Origin of the sequence: Aeromonas sobria, assembly GCF_050266975.1 — a bacterium.
GTDB classification, from domain to species: Bacteria; Pseudomonadota; Gammaproteobacteria; order Enterobacterales; family Aeromonadaceae; genus Aeromonas; species Aeromonas sobria_B.
This window is the reverse complement of record NZ_JBKISU010000019.1, coordinates 19,579-36,174: the sequence shown is the minus strand read 5'-3', so window position 1 is coordinate 36,174 and position 16,596 is coordinate 19,579. Positions and strand designations below refer to the sequence as shown.

Genomic DNA, 16,596 nt, shown 5'->3' with positions numbered 1-16,596 from the left:
TCAACAGTGGACGACCGGCTGGTCGCAGGCGATCTGGGTGTCGGCCTCGATGGCGTCGGCCAGGGTGTCGAGCCAGGCCAGCAGGGTCGGGTAGTCGGCATGGTGCAACACTATCTGGCCCATGAAGCCGCCATTGTCGGTCACCCTGGCGCTGACCCGCTTCCCCACGGCCTTGCTGTAGCTCCCCTGATGCAGGGTGATGCCCAGGGCCTGGGCGAGGCGCGGGATATCGGCCTGGCGGCTCAGGGTGCCGCTCTGGCGCGGGCGCAACATGCGGATCCCGCTATAGCCCAGCTGGCGGGGCAGGGCGCTGTGGGTCTGCCCCGTGCGGGCCCAGTGCAGCCAGCGCTGCCAGGGGTCGAACGCCTCGAAGCTGAGGGCGGCGAGATCCCAGATGTGCATCCCCGCCGGCCGCATGTTGCTCTCCACCGCGCTGGCTCCCTGCTCGCGCAGGAAGAGCTCGTTGTGATAGGCCCCCCACTCCTCGGCCAGCAGCCGACGCATGAAGCCCCCGGCCTGATTGAGCCAGCGGGTCTGCTCCGGGGTGAGCCGGGCCGGCACTATCTGCTGGTACTCGGCGCGGTACTCCCCCTGGGTGGTGTGCTTCTCGGTCAGCCAGCGGCAACCGGCCACATAGTCCCAGCTAAATTCCCGCGCCCCCTCGATGAGGGGCTCCATCATGATGCCGCTGGCGTGATAGGGGGCGAGCTCGGCCCAGACGGCGGCGCAGTCGGTGTGCTGATGAACCGCCATGCAGCCCCGGCTGTTGCCCTCGGCCACCGGCTTGATGAAGCCGCTGCCGCCCAATGCCTCCCGGGTGGCGATCAGGGATTCGAGGCTGTCGATGGCCCGGGCCGTCAGGGGCAGATAGTGATCCGGGGCGGGCTCCTCGGCCTCCATGGCGCGAAAGCGCCCCTTGTCCAGACCCGCCAGGGCCGCCTCTGGCCGGGCGCCGGGCAGCCGGTAGTGCTGGGCCAGCAGGGCACCGAGCGGTACCCCTCGATCGGAGAAGGGGAGTATGCCGACCGGCGTCATGGCCGCCTCGGCCAGGGCCTCGCACACCCGCGCCAGGGCGGGGCTCTGGCCGAGCTCCGCCTGGATCACCAGATCGGCGGCCTGCCAGTCTTGCAGGCTGGCCCGCTCCACCACCAGCACCAGCTGGCAGTCGAACCGGTTGTGGGCCTGCTGGCGGAGCTTGGCGACATCATAGATGCGCACATTGTTGTAACCGACGATGACGAAACAGGGGGTCATGCTGATGCCTCCATCCGCGCGAGCGGGGTCGAAATGTATTCCACTCGGGTCTGCTCCAGCAGGGCGCCGAGGGCCAGGGGCAGGGCCTCGGCCCGGCCCTGCACTATGCCGGACAAGGGGGTGGCGCCGGTGGCGTAGCTGATGCTGCCGGGGCGTGCCGCCACAGGTGTCGCCTGATGCCAGCTGTGCAGCAGGGCGCCCCAGCGGCCGTGGTCAAAGTGGATGCGCTGGGTCTCGCCCCTGTGGTGGGCCGGGTAGACGAACCAGCCGTAGTGGGTGTCGGTCAGGGGGGCCGCCTGCTGGGTGATCTCCCCGTGGAGCTGGTATTGCAGGTCGATGTGATAGAGGTTGAGCCCCGTCCTCAGGGCGAAGGTATCGGCGACCCCGGCCCCGCCGACCCGGCAGGCGGTCTCGAGGAAATGGACCCGGCCCGCCTCATCCTGGATCAGCTCGAAGTGGAAGCAGCCCTGCGCCTGGCCCAGGGCGGCCAGGGTCTGGCGCAGCAGCACTTCCATCTGCGGCTGGGGGGCTATCTGGACCGAGCCCAGGGGGGCGCCCCCGGCGTAGTCGAGGCAGTTGCCCACATAGCGGCTGGTGATGGATTGCACGACCTCGCCATCGCGCAGGAAGCCGTCCAGATGACAGATGCTGCCAGGGATGAAAGCCTCGACGAAGTAGTCGTCCGGGCGGGTCAGCTGGCCGATGGCGTCGAGCAGCCTGCGCCTGTCTCCCATCACTATCCCTGTGCTGGAGGCTTCCAGCCTGGGTTTGAGCACGAAGCAGCCGGGACTGTCCGGCAGGCGGGCAAAGGCCGCCAGAGACCAGAAGTCGGGTTGGGGGATACCGGCGTCGCGACAGCGCAGGCGCATGGCCCACTTGTCGCGCAGGGGCAGTATGGCCGCCGGGCTATCCCCGGGGATGGCGAAACGCTCGCGCAGTTGGGCGGCCGCCAGCAGCTCGTACTCGGAGCGGGCGATCAGCCGATCGGCCCGTTGCAGCAGGGACGCGCACTGGCGGGCCAGCGCCTCGGCCTCGAAGCTGGCGACCTCATGATGGTGACTCCCGGGGGGAAGGTCTGCCGCGCCGCCGGGCAGGCAGAGGTAATCGACCCGGTGCACGCCCTGGTCTATCACCTGGTCGTAGCGGATCTTGCCATAGGGCAGCCGGTGCAGGATGACGATGTTCATGGGTGATACTCCACCTGGAAGTGGTGCGCCGTGCGGGCGGCGAAGTCGGAGAATCGGGCAACTCTAATCTCGCCCCCTATGGGGGGGCAGGGAAGGACGGTATTCATTTGGCATTACTTTGCCGGTAAAGTGGCCGGTAAAGTTGCGCAAGGAGGCAGCCATGATGATCCCAGCGTTGGCATTCAGGCCAGGGGAGCCCAAGGTGGTTCAAATCACGGACCACCTCGGCCAGTTGATCCGGGAGGGCGTGCTGCCCATGGGGACGCGGCTCCCCTCCATCCATGCCCTGACGCGCCAGTTCGGGGTGAGCAAGTTCACCGTGGTGGATGCCCTGGACCGGCTCAAGGGCCAGCAGCTGGTCCATGCCAGCCAGGGGCGGGGCTATTTCGTCTCCCGCCGTGGCCCGGTGCCGGATGGCGACAGCCTGGGGCAACTGCTGCCCCAGGATTTTCTGAGCGTCTCCCGGCGCGCCCTGATCGGCGAGCAGGGGGCGAGCCGTCCCGGCTGCGGCTTCTTGCCCGCCGATTGGCTCGATGGTGACAACCTGCGCCAGGCCCTGCGCCAGGTGAGTCGGCAGCCCAACCTCAGACTGGCCGAGTATGGCGATGCCGCCGGCTATCGCCCCCTGCGCGAGACCCTGAGGGATCGGCTGGCGGTGCTCGGCATGGCGCTGACCCCGGGCCAGCTGGTGACCACGGCCAATACCATGCAGGCGCTGGATCTGCTGCTGCGCCTGCTGTTGCGCCCCGGGGATACCGTGCTGGTGGATGACCCCTGTTACTTCAACTTCCACGGCGTCCTGAGTCTGCATGGCGCCCGGGTGCTCTCCCTGCCCCGCACCCCGAATGGCCCCGATCTGCCCCTGCTGGAGCGTTGGCTCAGGGAGGAGAAGCCGCGGCTCTATCTCACCTCAGGCCTGCTGCACAATCCCACCGGCCAGTCGCTCTCGCCCGCCCAGGCGTTCAGCCTGCTGGCATTGCTGTCCCGCTGGGATTGCCATCTGATCGAGGATGACCTCTATGGGGATCTGCTCGGGGAGGGGGTGCCCCGGCTGGCCAGCCTGGGGGGCTGGGATCGGGTGACCTATGTGTCGGGATTTTCCAAGCTGCTCAGCGCCAACCTCAGGCTGGGCTTCGTCGCGGCCAGCCCGGCCCTGGCCGCCAGCCTCGCCGGCCTGAAACAGGTGTGCGGCGGAGTGACCATGGAGATAGGGGAGCGGATGCTGACCGGGCTGCTGCGAGATGGCCACTACGACCGGCAGCTGCGGCGGATCCGCCAGCGGCTGTGCGATGCGGGGGGGCGCGTCGACGACTGGCTGGCGGGGCTGGGCTGTGGGCTGGAGTTCGATGGCCAGGGGGGCCTGTTTCGCTGGGTGCGGCTGCCGGACGGGGTCAACAGCGAGACCCTGGCCCAGTCGGCCCTGGCCGAAGGCATCGCCCTGGCGCCGGGCTCCCTCTTCACCCGGAGCGAGGAGGGGCAACGCCATATGCGGCTCAACCTGGCTCACACGGATCACCACGAGCTGATGGCGCGGCTGGGTCGGCTGCTGCAAGAGGCGGGGCGAGGGCCTGGCCCCTGAGGGGGGCCGCGCTTAAATGAGCTGCTCGGCCATGCCGCCCGGGAGGGAGAGACTGCGACCGGGCACCCAAACAGCAGGCCGGGGCCTGGCCCCTGAGGGAGGGCCGCGCTAAATGAGCTGCTCGGCCATGCCGCCCAGGATGGAGAGACTGACGGCGCCAAACAGCAGGCCGGTCACCAGATTGAGGGGGCGCTGCACCCGGCCGAGCAGGCGCTGGGCTCGCGGGGTGGAGAGGCACCAGGCGAGCAGGCCGAACCAGGCGAGGGAGAGCAGGAACAGCTCCAGGATCAGCAGACCCCGGGTCAGGCCGCCCACCTGGGGGGTGACCATGGCCGCCAGCAGGCCGACGAAGAACAGCAACGCCTTGGGGTTGAGCAGATTGGTGGCGAGTCCGCGCCGAATGCCGAGGGCCAGTCCGCCCCGTTCGCCCCCCGCCTGCAGACGGTCGGCCTCGCCACCCTGCCAGGCGGCCCTGAGGGCACCCCAGCCGAGCCAGCCCAGATAGAGGGCGCCGACCAGCCGCACCAGGGTGAACAACCAGGGGTGGCTGGCGATCAGCAGGCTGATGCCGGTCAGGCTGAAAGTGGCGTGCAACAGGATGGCGAGGGCGATGCCGATGGCGGCCCCCAGGGCGGTGGGCCTGTGCAGGCTGGTGCGCAGGATCAAGGCAAAATCGGGCCCAGGGCTGGCCAGGGCGATGAGGTGGAGGAGTCCCAGGGTGATGAACAGGCTCTGCATGGGGGCGCTTTCCTTTATGGTGCCGGCGATGAGGAGAAGAGCTTGCCAGCTCAGGGATGGCCGCGGCTTGTAAAAGATTGCATCTGCTGGCGGTAGTGCGCCGGCGTGATGCCGAAGGCCTGGCGAAAGCCGTGGTGGAAATGGCTCTGATCGAAGAAACCCACCGCCAGCGCCACCTCGCTCACCGCCATGCCCCGGGCGAGCAGGGCCTTGCTGCGCTCGAGCCGCAGCCGCTTGAGCCAGGCATAGGGGGTCATGCCGCTCTTCTTCTTGAACTGACGCAGGAAGGCGAAGCGATCCAGCCCGAACAGGGCGGCGAGATCCTCCAGGTTGTGGGGTTGATCCAGTCTGTCCAGCAGGTGCTCACGCAGGAATTTGAGCTGGGGATCCGACAGCCTGTGTTCGCCGGGCGTCAGGTGCAGCAGATCCCCGAGCAGGGTCAGCAGGGTGCTCTGGGCCAGCAGGCCGTCGGCCAGGGGATCTTCCAGGTACATGTGCAGGCGGGCGAAACCGGCGTAGAGATCCGGGCGCCGCTGCAGGGCTCGGTCGAAGAAGTGTTCGCCACCGGGCAGCCAGTTTGCCAGGGTGGCGGGATCGATGGAGAAGACCCGCACCTCGTACCCTTCCGGCAGCAGGCTCAGGCCGTCGTGCATCTCGTCGGGATTGACGGTGGAGAGCTCGCCGCGCACCAGGGCGTGGCTGTTGCCCTTGTGGATGAACTTCTGGCCGCCGCGCTGCACCAGGCCGACGTGATAGTCCAGATGGACGTGACGGCCATAGCTGAACTCCCTGTGATGGGAGTGGGACAGCTCCAGCCCCGGCAGGTGGGGGGAGTGCCAGTAGTGAATGGGGGCTATGGGTTTCATCCCCTATCAATACCCCAGATGAAGGCGGGACGCTTGTAGATTATTGCAATCCCGGGGCGAGGCCAGACAGCACACACCCGGCCAATGCCGGGTGTGTCTGCCGGTTTATCGGGCCGCCGGCTGGGGCGGGCGCCGGCTGCTGCGCAGGCCGTCCAGGCTGAACAGCACCAGGGCGCTCCAGATGCAGGCGAAGGTGATGAGCTTGTCGGTGCGCAGCGCCTCCCCATACAGGGTGACCGCCAGGATGAACATCAGGCTGGGCCCTATGTACTGGAAGAACCCCAGGGTGGAGAACTTGAGCCGGGTTGCGGCGGCGGTGAAGCAGAGCAGGGGGGCCGTGGTGACGGCGCCGGCGGCAATCAGCATCAGGTTGAGGTAGAGGCTGTTGTCCGCCATATGGCTGGTGGGGCTGTCGGCTATGCCCCACAGATAGATGGCCGCCGGGGGCAGCAGGATCAGGGTCTCCAGCAGCAACCCGGTGAGGGCATCCAGGGCCAGCTTCTTGCGGATGAGGCCATAGAAGGCGAAGGAGCTGGCCAGCACCAGGGCGATCCAGGGCAGGGAGCCGAACGCTATCAGTTGCACCGCCACGCCGATGAAGGCGAGGCCCACGGCCCACCACTGCAGGCGGCGCAGCTTCTCCCCGAGAAACACCATGCCGAGCAGCACGTTGAACAGGGGATTGATGTAGTAGCCCAGGCTCGCATCCAGCATGTGGCCATTGTTGATGGCCCAGATGAACAGCAGCCAGTTGCCGCCCACCACGGTAGAGGTCAGGGCCAGAGTCATCAAGACCCTGGGTTTGCGCAGCACGGCGCGCACCTTGGACCACTGGCGACCCAGCAGCACCAGGATCACCAGCAGGGCACAGGACCAGATGATGCGGTGGGTGAGGATCTCGGCGGCGGGCACCTCGGCGATCAGCTTGAAGTAGACGGGGGCTATGCCCCAGAGGGTATAGGCGCACAGGGCATAGAGGATGCCCTGGCGCTGGATCTGTTGTGGCATTGGATGACCTTCGCTGGACGGCGGATGTGACTGACATCGCCAAACCCGCAGTTTAGCCATCCCGGGGGCGGGAAAGAAGCGATTAAATAGTGATTAACAGGCAACTTATGGCCGGGGATCCGGCACTTCGCCTCACCCCCGGCGGATCTTGCCGATATCCAGCAACACCCACAGCATAAGCACTATGGCCGAAATCCAGGGGCCCCAGGTGACATAGGCTTCCCCCTGACCCAGCAGGAAAAACAGCAGTGGCAGCCCTATCACCAGCAGCAGCACGCTTCCCACGAGAAAAAGCATTTTTATCTTGATATTGAAGGGTTTGTGTAGCTGATGATTATATCAATCGACTCGGGTGAGGGAAGGGGAAAAACGAGAAAGGGGGGCAAGCCCCCCTTCCATGTCCATTCCGGTGCCAGGTTCAGGACTCGAGCTGTATCCAGGTGCTCTTGAGCTCTGTGTATTTCTCCAGGGCGTGCAGGGACTTGTCGCGGCCGTTGCCCGACTGCTTGAAGCCGCCAAAGGGCATGGTCATGTCGCCGCCGTCCCAGTTGTTGACGAACACGGTACCGGCGCGCAGGGCGCGGGAGCCCTTGATCGCCTTGTTGAGATCCGCGGTCCAGATGGCGGCGGCCAGGCCGTAGTCGGTGTCGTTGCCAAGGGCAATGGCCTCCTCGAGGGTATCGAAGCCGGTGATGGCGAGCACGGGGCCGAAGATCTCCTCGCGGAAGAGGCGCATCTGGGGGGTCACCTCATCGAAGATGGTGGGGGCTATGTAGAAGCCGCCGCTCTCCTCCCGGGTGCGCTCGCCGCCGAGCAGCAGCCTGGCCCCCTCCTGCTTGCCTATCTCGATATGGCGCAGTACCTGCTCCATCTGGATGCCATCCACCATGGCGCCGATGCGGGTGGCGGGATCCTGGGGATCCGCCGCGACCCACTCCCTGGCATGGACCAGCAGCCGCTCGATGAAGTCGCTCTTGATGCTGTTTTGCACCAGCAGCCGGGAGGCGGCGGTGCACACCTCGCCCTGGTTGTAGAAGATGGCGGCGGCGGCGCTCTTGGCGGCAGCGTCCAGATCCGGCGCATCCGCCAGTATGATGTTGGGGCTCTTGCCGCCGCACTCCATAAAGGCGCGCTTGAGGTTGGATTTACCGGAGCACTGCACCAGATGCTTGCCGACCCGGGTGGAGCCGGTGAAGGTGATGCAGTCCACATCCATGTGCATGGCGAGCGCCTCGCCCACGGTATGGCCAAAGCCCGGCAGCACGTTGAAGACGCCGTCCGGGATGCCCGCCTCTTTCGCGATGCCGGCGATGCGCAGGGCGGTGAGGGGGGATTTTTCCGACGGCTTGAGGATGACGGAGTTGCCGGTGGCGAGCGCCGGGCCCAGCTTCCAGCACGCCATCACCAGGGGGAAGTTCCAGGGGACGATGGCGGCCACCACCCCGAGCGGCTCCCGGGTCACCAGGGCCAGGGCGCCCTCCTCGACCGGGGCCACCTCGTCATAGAGCTTGTCGATGGCCTCGCCGTTCCAGGCGATGCAGTTGGCGGCGGCGGGGGCATCGTAACCCATGGCATCCGAGATGGGCTTGCCCATGTCCAGGGATTCCAGCAGCGCCAGCTCGACCCGGTGGAGCCGCATCAGCTCGGCGAAGCGCTGCAACACCAGCTTGCGCTCCTTGGGGGATTGTCCCGCCCAGCGCCTGTCGTTGAAGGCGGCGCGGGCGGCCTTGACCGCCAGCTCGGCATCGGCGGCATCGCAGGCGGCGACGTTGGCCAGCAGCTGGCCATTGGCCGGATTGATGCACTCGAAGGTGGCACCATTGACCGCATCCCGGTAGCTGCCGTCGATGAACGCCTGGGTGGGGAGGGTCAGCTGGGCCTGTCGGTATTGCCACTGGGCCAGGTTCATATCACTCATGTTCGCTCCTTGAACGTGCAAAGGTCATCCGCGTATCAATATGCTAAACATTTCGCCGCCTGTAAATCCGGCTTGTAACAACTTCTTAAACAGCGGGTGGCCAGGATAGCCGCCGACCCGGATCAGAAGGTGGCCGGTGTGTTGGCGGAGATCAGCACGCACTCCTGCTCGTCGACGTTGCGAAAACGGTGCGGGGTTCGGCTGTCGAAGTAGTAGCCATCGCCAGCCCCGAGCAGGTGGATCTGCTCGCCTATGGTCACCTCGACCCGGCCCTGGATGACGATGCCGCACTCTTCGCCGTCGTGGCTGAGCATGTCATCGCCGGTGTCGGCGCCGGGGGGCAGTCTCTCCTGCAACATGCCGATGGCGCGATTGGCCCGGCTGTGGCCCACCAGGCGGTAGCTGATGGGGTGGCTGCCGAGATCCGGCATGTCGGCGGCGCGAAAGACCACCTCGGAGTCGAGGGCCGTCTCGTCGGTGAAGAAGCTGGCCAGGGACATGGGAATGCCTTCCAGCACCTTGCGCAGGGAGGCGACCGAGGGACTGACCTGATTTTTTTCTATCTGGGAGATAAAGCCGTTGGTCACCCCCGAGCGCTTGGCGAGTTCGCGCTGGGACAGGGCCGCCTTGGTGCGGACCGCCTTGAGGCGTTGACCTATATCCATCCTTCTGTTCTCCTCGAGTGTTTACTATTATTGAATTTGTGTTAAATATCTTATACCACCCTGGTCGGGGTGACACCATCACTGGGCAGCATAGCGCCCTTTTTTATGGATACAGGTGTTTAATTTAATAGTCGATCACCCTGAGTAGCTAAACACCTTAAGGATGAGGTGACCATGAAAGTTGTCAGTGACATCAATACGCCGGCGGACATGTCCGCCTTCTGGATGCCCTTCACCGCCAACCAGCAGTTCAAGGCGGCGCCACGGATCCTCAAGTCTGCCGAGGGCATGTATTATCGCGCAGAGGATGGTCGCAAGATACTGGATGGCACCGCCGGCCTCTGGTGTTGCAACGCGGGCCATGGTCGCCGCGAGATCGCCGAGGCGGTTTCCCAGCAGATCGCCCACCTCGACTTCGCCCCCACGTTCCAGATGGGGCATCCCCTGCCGTTCGAGCTGGCCAACCAGCTGGTGGAGATAGCCCCCAAGGGCTTCGGCCACGTCTTCTATACCAACTCGGGTTCGGAATCGGTGGACACGGCGCTCAAGATCGCCCTGGCCTGGCAGCGGGCCCGCGGTCAGGGCACCCGCACCCGGCTCATCGGCCGTGAGCGCGGCTACCACGGGGTGGGCTTCGGCGGCATCTCGGTGGGGGGCATTCCCGGCAACCGCAAGTGGTTCGGCTCCCTGCTCGGCGGGGTGGATCATCTGCCCCACACCCTCAATATCGCCAAGAATGCCTTCACCAGGGGCTTGCCCGAGGAGGATCTCACCCTAGCCGACGAGCTGGAGAAGATCGTCTTCCTCCATGACGCCAGCAACATAGCCGCCGTCATCGTCGAGCCCATCGCCGGCAGTACCGGCGTCATCATGCCCCCCAAGGGTTACCTCAAGCGGCTGCGGGAGATCTGCACCAGGCACGGCATCCTGCTGATTTTTGACGAGGTGATCACCGGCTTCGGCCGCCTCGGCTCCCCCTTTGCGGCCCAGGAGTTCGATGTCATCCCCGACATGATCACCTGCGCCAAGGGGCTCACCAACGGCGCCATCCCCATGGGGGCCGTGCTGGTACAGAACCATATCCATGACGACATGATGGCGGCGGGCAAGGGGGCCATCGAGCTGTTCCACGGCTACACCTACTCGGGTCACCCGGTGGCGGCGGCCGCGGGTCTGGCCACCCTCGAGATCTACCGCAATGAAAACCTGCTGACCCGGGCGGCCGAGCTGGCGGGCTACTGGGAGGAGGCGGCCCATTCCCTCAGGGGCTGCAAGCATGTGAAGGATGTGCGCAACTACGGCCTGGTGGCGGGCATAGAGCTGGAATCCATACCCGATGCGCCGGGCAAGCGGGCCTACGAGGTGTTCGTGCGCTGCTTCGAGAAGGGGGCGCTTATCCGGGTGACCGGCGACATCATCGCCCTGTCGCCCCCCCTCATCATCGAACGCAGCGAGATCGACGACCTCTTCACCCTGCTGCAGGACGCCCTGCAGGCCCAGGACTGACCCTTGTCACCCGGGATGACCCCGCCCTGGGCGCCATCCCCCCGCCCCTTCTCGGCGCGGCAGAGGGAGGAGCAATGACCCATCACGGAGGATTTATGAGTTACAGAATTGACAACTTCATCGACGGCGAGACGAGGGAGAGCCGCAGCGAGCGTTTCGGGGCCATCTTCGATCCGGCCACCGGCCAGCAGCAGGGCACGGTGGCCCTCTCCACCGCCGCCGAGTGTGCCGAGGCGATTGCCAGCGCCGAGGGCGCCTTCGCCGCCTGGTCCCAGACCCCGCCCCTGGTGCGGGCCCGGGTGCTGTTTCGCTTCAAGGAGCTGATGGAGCAGCACAGGGACGAGCTGGCCCGGCTCATCAGTCGCGAGCACGGCAAGGTGTTTTCAGACGCCCAGGGTGAGCTGACCCGGGGGCTGGAGGTGGTGGAGTTCGCCTGCGGCATTCCCCATCTGCTCAAGGGGGAGCACTCCCTCAACGTGGGCCGGGGGGTGGACAGCTACTCCCTGATGCAGCCGGTGGGGGTGTGCGCCGGCATCACGCCGTTCAACTTCCCGGCCATGGTGCCGCTGTGGATGTTCCCGGTGGCCCTGGCCTGCGGCAACACCTTCATCCTCAAGCCTTCCGAGAAGGATCCGTCCCTCTCCCTGCGCATGGCCGAGCTGCTCAAACAGGCGGGCCTGCCGGACGGGGTGCTGAACCTGGTCAACGGCGACAAGGAGGTGGTGGACGTGCTGCTGACCGACCCCAGGGTGGCCGCGGTGTCGTTCGTCGGCTCCACTCCCATCGCCGAATACATCTATGCCACCGCCTCGGCTCACGGCAAGCGGGTGCAGGCCCTGGGCGGCGCCAAGAACCACATGCTGGTGATGCCAGATGCGGATCTCGACCAGGCGGTCTCCGCCCTGATGGGGGCGGCCTATGGCGCGGCCGGCGAGCGCTGCATGGCGATCTCGGTGGCCCTGGTGGTGGGGGACGAGACCGCCGATGCCCTGGTGGCCAAGCTGGCCCCCCTGGTGGAAACCTTGCGGGTCGGGCCCGGCCTCGGCCAGAGTCCGGAAAACGAGATGGGGCCCCTCATCAGCCGCGAGCACCTGGCCAGGGTGCGCGGCTACGTGGATCAGGGGGTGGCCGAGGGGGCCGAGCTGGTGGTGGATGGCCGTGGGGTGAGTCACGGCGAGGGCTACTTCATCGGCGGCAGCCTGTTCGACCGGGTCGGCCCCGAGATGCGCATCTACCGGGAGGAGATCTTCGGCCCCGTGCTCGCCATCGTGCGGGCGCCTGACTACGAGACGGCCCTGCGCCTCATCAACGAGCACGAGTACGGCAACGGCACCGCCATCTTCACCAGCGACGGCGACACGGCGCGGGACTTCACCACCCGGGTGCAGGTCGGTATGGTAGGGGTGAACGTCCCCATCCCTGTGCCCATGGCGTTTCACAGCTTCGGTGGCTGGAAGCGATCCCTCTTCGGGCCGCTCAACATGCATGGGCCGGATGGGGTACGCTTCTACACCAAGATGAAGACGGTGACCGCCCGCTGGCCCCAGAGCCTGCGCGCCGGCGCCGAATTTTCCATGCCGACCATGAAATAGGGCCCAGGGCCGATTTCGGTCGGCCCCTGATGTGACGCAAAGGAGTGAAGGATGCGACTGGGAATTCTCGATTGTGATCGGTTGGACCCCGAGTTCGAGCAGCAGTTTGGCCGGGTCTATTCCGGGATGTTTATCGAGGGATTCAGGGCCCTGGCGCCCCATCTGGCGTTTCGGGTCTGGTCGGCCCTGGATGGCGAGTTGCCGACCGATCTGGACGAGTGCGATGGCTGGCTCATCACAGGCTCGCGCCACGACGCCTATAGCGATGCCCCCTGGGTGGTGGCGCTGCGGGAGTGGGTGCGCCGGGCAGATGAGGCCAGGGTCAAGCTGGCGGGAGTCTGCTTCGGCCATCAGCTGATCGCCCAGGCCCTGGGGGGCGAGGTGGGCAAGTCCGACAAGGGCTGGGGACTGGGGGTGGCCAGCAATGCCATGCTGGCGAGTGAGCCCTGGATGCAGCCCGGGCTGGATCGGATCCGCATCCTCGCCAGCCATCAGGATCAGGTGATGCGCCTGCCCTCTGGCGGGCGCCGCCTGGCGGGCAATGATTTCTGTCCGAACTTCATGTTTGGCCAGGGGGAGCACATCGTTGCCATTCAGGGCCACCCCGAATTCTCGGTGGACTATGACAGGGCGCTGATCGAGAAGCGGCAGCAGAGTCTGGCGCCGGAACGCTATCAGGCCTTCCTCGCCTCCCTGGAGCAGGAGGTGGACTCCAACATCATGCTGGGCTGGTTGTTGCGATTTTTAGGCATGCTGCCGGCTCGGCCATAGCGGGGCGCCGGCGGGGGACAAGGACGAACGCAGGAGCATCGAGATGATCATTGGCGTACCCAAGGAAATCAAAAACCACGAATACCGCATCGGCATGACCCCCGCCGGGGTGCAGGAGCTGACGGCCCGGGGCCACCAGGTACTGGTGCAGCGGCAGGGGGGCGAGGCGATCGGCCTGTCCGATGCCGAGTACCAGGGGGCGGGAGCCGAGCTGGTGGCCAGCGCGGCGGAGATCTTCGCCCGGGCCGAGATGATAGTGAAGGTGAAGGAGCCGCAACCGGAGGAGTGCGAGCTGCTGCGCCCGGATCAGCTGCTGTTCACCTACCTGCACCTGGCACCGGATCCGGTGCAGACCCAGCTGCTGGTCCATTCGGGCGCCGTGACCATCGCCTACGAGACGGTGACCGACGAGCGTGGCGGCCTGCCGCTGCTGGCCCCCATGTCCGAGGTGGCGGGGCGGATGGCGATCCAGGCCGGGGCCCACAGCCTGGAGAAGGCCCAGGGAGGCAACGGCACCCTGCTCGGCGGCGTGCCTGGTGTGGCCCCCGCCCGGGTGGTGGTGCTGGGTGGCGGTGTGGTGGGGATCAACGCGGCGCGCATGGCCCTGGGGCTGGGGGCCGATGTCACCCTGCTCGACAAGTCCCTGCCGCGGCTGCGGGAGCTCGATGGTCTGTTCGGCCCGGCCCTCAAGACCCTCTACTCGACCCGGGTCAACATCGAGGCCTGCCTGGCCCAGGCGGATCTGGTGATCGGCGCCGTGCTGATCCCGGGGGCGGCGGCGCCCAAGCTGCTGACCCGCGCCATGCTGGGACTGATGCGCAAGGGCTCTGTGCTGGTGGACGTGGCCATCGATCAGGGGGGCTGCTTCGAGACCTCCCACCCCACCACCCACGAAGAGCCGACCTATGTGGTGGATGGCATCATCCACTACTGCGTGGCCAACATGCCGGGAGGGGTGGCGCGCACCGCCACCTTCGCCCTCACCAATGCCACCCTGCCGTTCGTGCTGGCGCTGGCGGACAAGGGCTATGTCCAGGCGCTCAAGGAGGACAAGCACCTGAGGGCCGGCCTGAACGTGTTCAAGGGCAGGGTGACCCAGCAGGCGGTGGCCCAGGCGCTGGGCTACGAATACGCCAGCGCCGAATCGGTACTGGGCTGAGCCGGTCGCGGCGAAAGCTTGAGCGGGTTCACAAACCCTGCCATCCCCGGGAGGGCCGTCATGGCCCTTTCTCTTTATAATGAGCCTTCGCTCTCCCGGAGGTTTCCCCATGTCCCGCATCCTGCTGCTCGCCAATCTCAACTGTGACCACGTGCTCTCCCTCTCTGAACCCCTGGTGGCCGGGGCCCGCCTGCACTACGTGGATCAGGGGCGGCGGCTGGGGGGCGGCGCCGCCAATACCGGCATAGGGCTGGTGTGGGCCGGGCACCAGGTCGCCATCGCCTCGCGCATCGGCCTGGACGAGACCGGTGACTGGCTGCTGGCCGAGGCCCGCGGCCACGGCCTGGATTGCCAGCATGTGGAGCGATTTGGCGGCGAGACCGGCGAGCTGCTCATCCTGGTGGATGCCACCGGGGAGCGCACCATATTGCGCCAGCCCCGCCGCCCGGATCTGCCGGGCCAGCTGCCCCAACGCGGGGTGGACTGCCTCTATGTAAACTACCCGGGGGGCGCAGTGGCCCAGTACATGACCGCCATGCTGGAGCAGTGCCTGGTGGTGGCCCAGTATCCCAAGGGGGGCAAGCACCCCAGGCCCTGTCACCTGCTGGTGGCGTCGCGCTCCGATCTGGGGGAGCTAGCCGACCCCTGGGCCCATGCCCTGACCCTGGCCGGTGACAAGTTGCAGTGGCTGGTGCTGACGGAGGGCAAGGAGGGGGCGGTCGCCATCCATGGCGAGGAGCGGATCCGGGTGGCGGCCCGCCCCGTCTCCGTGGTGGATACCACGGGGGCGGGGGATGCCTTCGCCGCCGGGCTGATCCATGGCCTGGCCCGGGGCATGGCCATGGCGGATGCGCTGCAATGCGCGGTGGACTGGGGCGCCTTCGCGGTCGCCAGCCAGAGCTCCATCCCCTCCCAGGCCTTGAAGAGCTGGCTGGCCCAGGGTCACTGAGGCCGCGCCGCCTGATCCGGGGCCGGGATCCCGGGGATTTCGCCCCCCTTTATCCTCGCGCTTCCTTGCGCCGATTGCTGCTGAAAGCGGGGCAAACGGCGGTACAAGTCGGCAAGTTTGCGATCAATCAAAGAAAGTGTCGATTTATGTGCATCTTCATCGACACCCGCTGCGGCAGCTCTTAACCTTGGAGCCTCAACCTCAGGGAGCCCGGTCCCGACCGCCGTCCCCCTCCGGTCTCTTTGTCCGATTTCCGGCTGTAGTGAGAGGCAGATCCAGCATGCAACTGACCCGTTTTACCGACTATGCCCTGCGCACCCTGACCTTCCTGGCATTGCAGCCGGCGGATCGGCTGTCGACCATCACAGAGGTGGCGGACACCTTCGCCATCTCCCGCAATCACGTGGTCAAGATAGTGCATCAGCTCGGCATCAAGGGGTACATAGAGACGGTGCGCGGCAAGCATGGCGGCATTCGTCTCGGCCGCGCCGCCGTCTCCATCAACCTGCGGGACGTGGTGATGGACATGGAGAACATCCTCTGCCCCGCCTACTGCAAGACGGACAACTGCCGCCTGGCCGGCGGCTGCCGCATCCAGGGCATATTGCGCAAGGCGATGAACGCCTTCCTCGAGGTACTGGGGGAGTACACCCTGGCCGATGTGGTGAGCGATCCGACCCGGCTCTGTCACCTGCTGGGGCTGGAGCAGGATCAGCTGCTGGTGGTGGGCTGAAACGAGCCGCCGCTGCGTGGTGGAGAAGGGGCCTGCGGGCCCCTTCTGCCGTCTGGCGCAGGCGGGATCAGGGTTGGCGCACCAGGCTGATGGCGCCATAGACGCAGGCGAGGCCACAGGCGCCGCAGCCATCGCAGGCGACCATGTTGACCGTAACCCCCTCAGGAGCCGCCTTGATCGCCTGGCGGGGACAGGCGTCCTCGCACAGCAGGCAGTAGAAGCCCTGACGGGCCTGGCAGCTCGCCTCTATCCTGACCCGGGTCTGCACCTGGCGGCCGTAGCGCAGATCGAGGGCGCCGCTCGGACAGGCCCTGGCGCAGCTGCCACAGTAGCTGCACTGGCCACAGGCGAGATCCAGCACTGGGGTGCCGGCCACCGGGCTGCCCAGGTATTCGGCGCCGCCAGCCCCCTTGATGAGCCCCCGTGGGCAGGCCTGGCGGCAGCGATCGCAGCGCTGGCAGAGGGCGAGAAACTGGGACTCCTCGATGGCCCAGGGGGGGCGGGCCTCGCGGCAGTCGATGGTCCGGGGCCGACGCCTGGCCCAGAGCCGCGTCAGCCGTCGACAGAGTGCATGGGCCATGCTGGCCTCCTGATACCCAATAGGGGGTAATTCTATGGGCATAATGCCGCACAAGCCAGCGGAACCCGCACGGCAGGATCGCAAGGCCAGG

16 protein-coding genes are annotated in these 16,596 nt (G+C 66.6%); 7 read left to right on the top strand and 9 right to left on the bottom strand.

All coding sequences use genetic code 11. From position 1 onward, the window contains the following. Window positions 1-1,254: an ATP-grasp domain-containing protein gene (locus ACLHZ1_RS12285; RefSeq protein WP_427262314.1), complete on the bottom strand. Its 1,254-nt coding sequence runs from the start codon at window positions 1,252-1,254 to the stop codon at window positions 1-3. Beyond that, window positions 1,251-2,441 carry an ATP-grasp domain-containing protein gene (locus ACLHZ1_RS12280; RefSeq protein ID WP_427262313.1) on the bottom strand — a complete coding sequence of 397 codons (1,191 nt, stop codon included), beginning with the start codon at window positions 2,439-2,441 and terminating at the stop codon, window positions 1,251-1,253. The genes ACLHZ1_RS12285 and ACLHZ1_RS12280 overlap by 4 nt, the downstream gene beginning before the upstream one ends. Window positions 2,442-2,601: 160 nt before the next feature. On the opposite strand from ACLHZ1_RS12280, the gene ACLHZ1_RS12275 reads away from it, so the two are divergent. After that, a complete protein-coding gene (locus ACLHZ1_RS12275; RefSeq protein WP_427262312.1) occupies window positions 2,602-4,020 on the top strand; it encodes a PLP-dependent aminotransferase family protein in 1,419 nt (472 codons plus the stop codon). A 108-nt stretch (window positions 4,021-4,128) separates the two neighbouring features. Here the strand turns inward: ACLHZ1_RS12275 and ACLHZ1_RS12270 are convergent, their stop codons facing one another. The 6 genes from ACLHZ1_RS12270 to ACLHZ1_RS12245 all read right to left on the bottom strand — a co-directional run bounded on the left by ACLHZ1_RS12270 (window position 4,129) and on the right by ACLHZ1_RS12245 (window position 9,215). Continuing rightward, entirely contained in the window at window positions 4,129-4,758 is a 630-nt protein-coding gene (locus ACLHZ1_RS12270) for a LysE family translocator (protein WP_408796860.1), read from the bottom strand. 50 nt (window positions 4,759-4,808) lie between these two features. Further along, on the bottom strand, window positions 4,809-5,624 hold the full coding sequence (locus ACLHZ1_RS12265; RefSeq protein WP_427262311.1) for an AraC family transcriptional regulator: 816 nt from the start codon (window positions 5,622-5,624) through the stop codon (window positions 4,809-4,811). Between the two features lie 105 nt (window positions 5,625-5,729). After that, window positions 5,730-6,632, bottom strand: a complete 903-nt coding sequence (gene rarD, locus ACLHZ1_RS12260) for an EamA family transporter RarD (protein ID WP_427262310.1) — start codon at window positions 6,630-6,632, stop codon at window positions 5,730-5,732. A 132-nt stretch (window positions 6,633-6,764) separates the two neighbouring features. After that, window positions 6,765-6,929 carry a hypothetical protein gene (locus ACLHZ1_RS12255; RefSeq protein WP_167335479.1) on the bottom strand — a complete coding sequence of 55 codons (165 nt, stop codon included), beginning with the start codon at window positions 6,927-6,929 and terminating at the stop codon, window positions 6,765-6,767. A 121-nt stretch (window positions 6,930-7,050) separates the two neighbouring features. Further along, window positions 7,051-8,550 (bottom strand): aldehyde dehydrogenase, encoded by a 1,500-nt coding sequence (locus ACLHZ1_RS12250; protein ID WP_427262309.1) that lies wholly within the window; start codon window positions 8,548-8,550, stop codon window positions 7,051-7,053. 122 nt (window positions 8,551-8,672) lie between these two features. Further along, entirely contained in the window at window positions 8,673-9,215 is a 543-nt protein-coding gene (locus ACLHZ1_RS12245; protein WP_041999052.1) for a cupin domain-containing protein, read from the bottom strand. 174 nt (window positions 9,216-9,389) lie between these two features. Between ACLHZ1_RS12245 and ACLHZ1_RS12240 the strand changes: the two genes are divergently transcribed. From ACLHZ1_RS12240 to ACLHZ1_RS12215, 6 genes are all read left to right on the top strand, one after another. Beyond that, window positions 9,390-10,721, top strand: a complete 1,332-nt coding sequence (locus ACLHZ1_RS12240; RefSeq protein WP_427262308.1) for an aspartate aminotransferase family protein — start codon at window positions 9,390-9,392, stop codon at window positions 10,719-10,721. Window positions 10,722-10,816: 95 nt separating this feature from the next. Next, on the top strand, window positions 10,817-12,313 hold the full coding sequence (locus ACLHZ1_RS12235) for a CoA-acylating methylmalonate-semialdehyde dehydrogenase (protein ID WP_427262307.1): 1,497 nt from the start codon (window positions 10,817-10,819) through the stop codon (window positions 12,311-12,313). A 51-nt stretch (window positions 12,314-12,364) separates the two neighbouring features. Then, window positions 12,365-13,084 carry a glutamine amidotransferase-related protein gene (locus ACLHZ1_RS12230; protein WP_427262306.1) on the top strand — a complete coding sequence of 240 codons (720 nt, stop codon included), beginning with the start codon at window positions 12,365-12,367 and terminating at the stop codon, window positions 13,082-13,084. A gap of 43 nt (window positions 13,085-13,127) precedes the next feature. Next, window positions 13,128-14,243 (top strand): alanine dehydrogenase, encoded by a 1,116-nt coding sequence (gene ald, locus ACLHZ1_RS12225; RefSeq protein WP_427262305.1) that lies wholly within the window; start codon window positions 13,128-13,130, stop codon window positions 14,241-14,243. A 109-nt stretch (window positions 14,244-14,352) separates the two neighbouring features. Further along, window positions 14,353-15,192, top strand: a complete 840-nt coding sequence (locus tag ACLHZ1_RS12220; protein WP_427262304.1) for a PfkB family carbohydrate kinase — start codon at window positions 14,353-14,355, stop codon at window positions 15,190-15,192. 280 nt (window positions 15,193-15,472) lie between these two features. After that, window positions 15,473-15,925 carry an Rrf2 family transcriptional regulator gene (locus ACLHZ1_RS12215; RefSeq protein ID WP_427262303.1) on the top strand — a complete coding sequence of 151 codons (453 nt, stop codon included), beginning with the start codon at window positions 15,473-15,475 and terminating at the stop codon, window positions 15,923-15,925. Between the two features lie 67 nt (window positions 15,926-15,992). On the opposite strand, the gene ACLHZ1_RS12210 is transcribed toward ACLHZ1_RS12215, so the two are convergent. Further along, a complete protein-coding gene (locus tag ACLHZ1_RS12210; protein WP_427262302.1) occupies window positions 15,993-16,505 on the bottom strand; it encodes a 4Fe-4S dicluster domain-containing protein in 513 nt (170 codons plus the stop codon). Window positions 16,506-16,596: the final 91 nt, after the last annotated feature.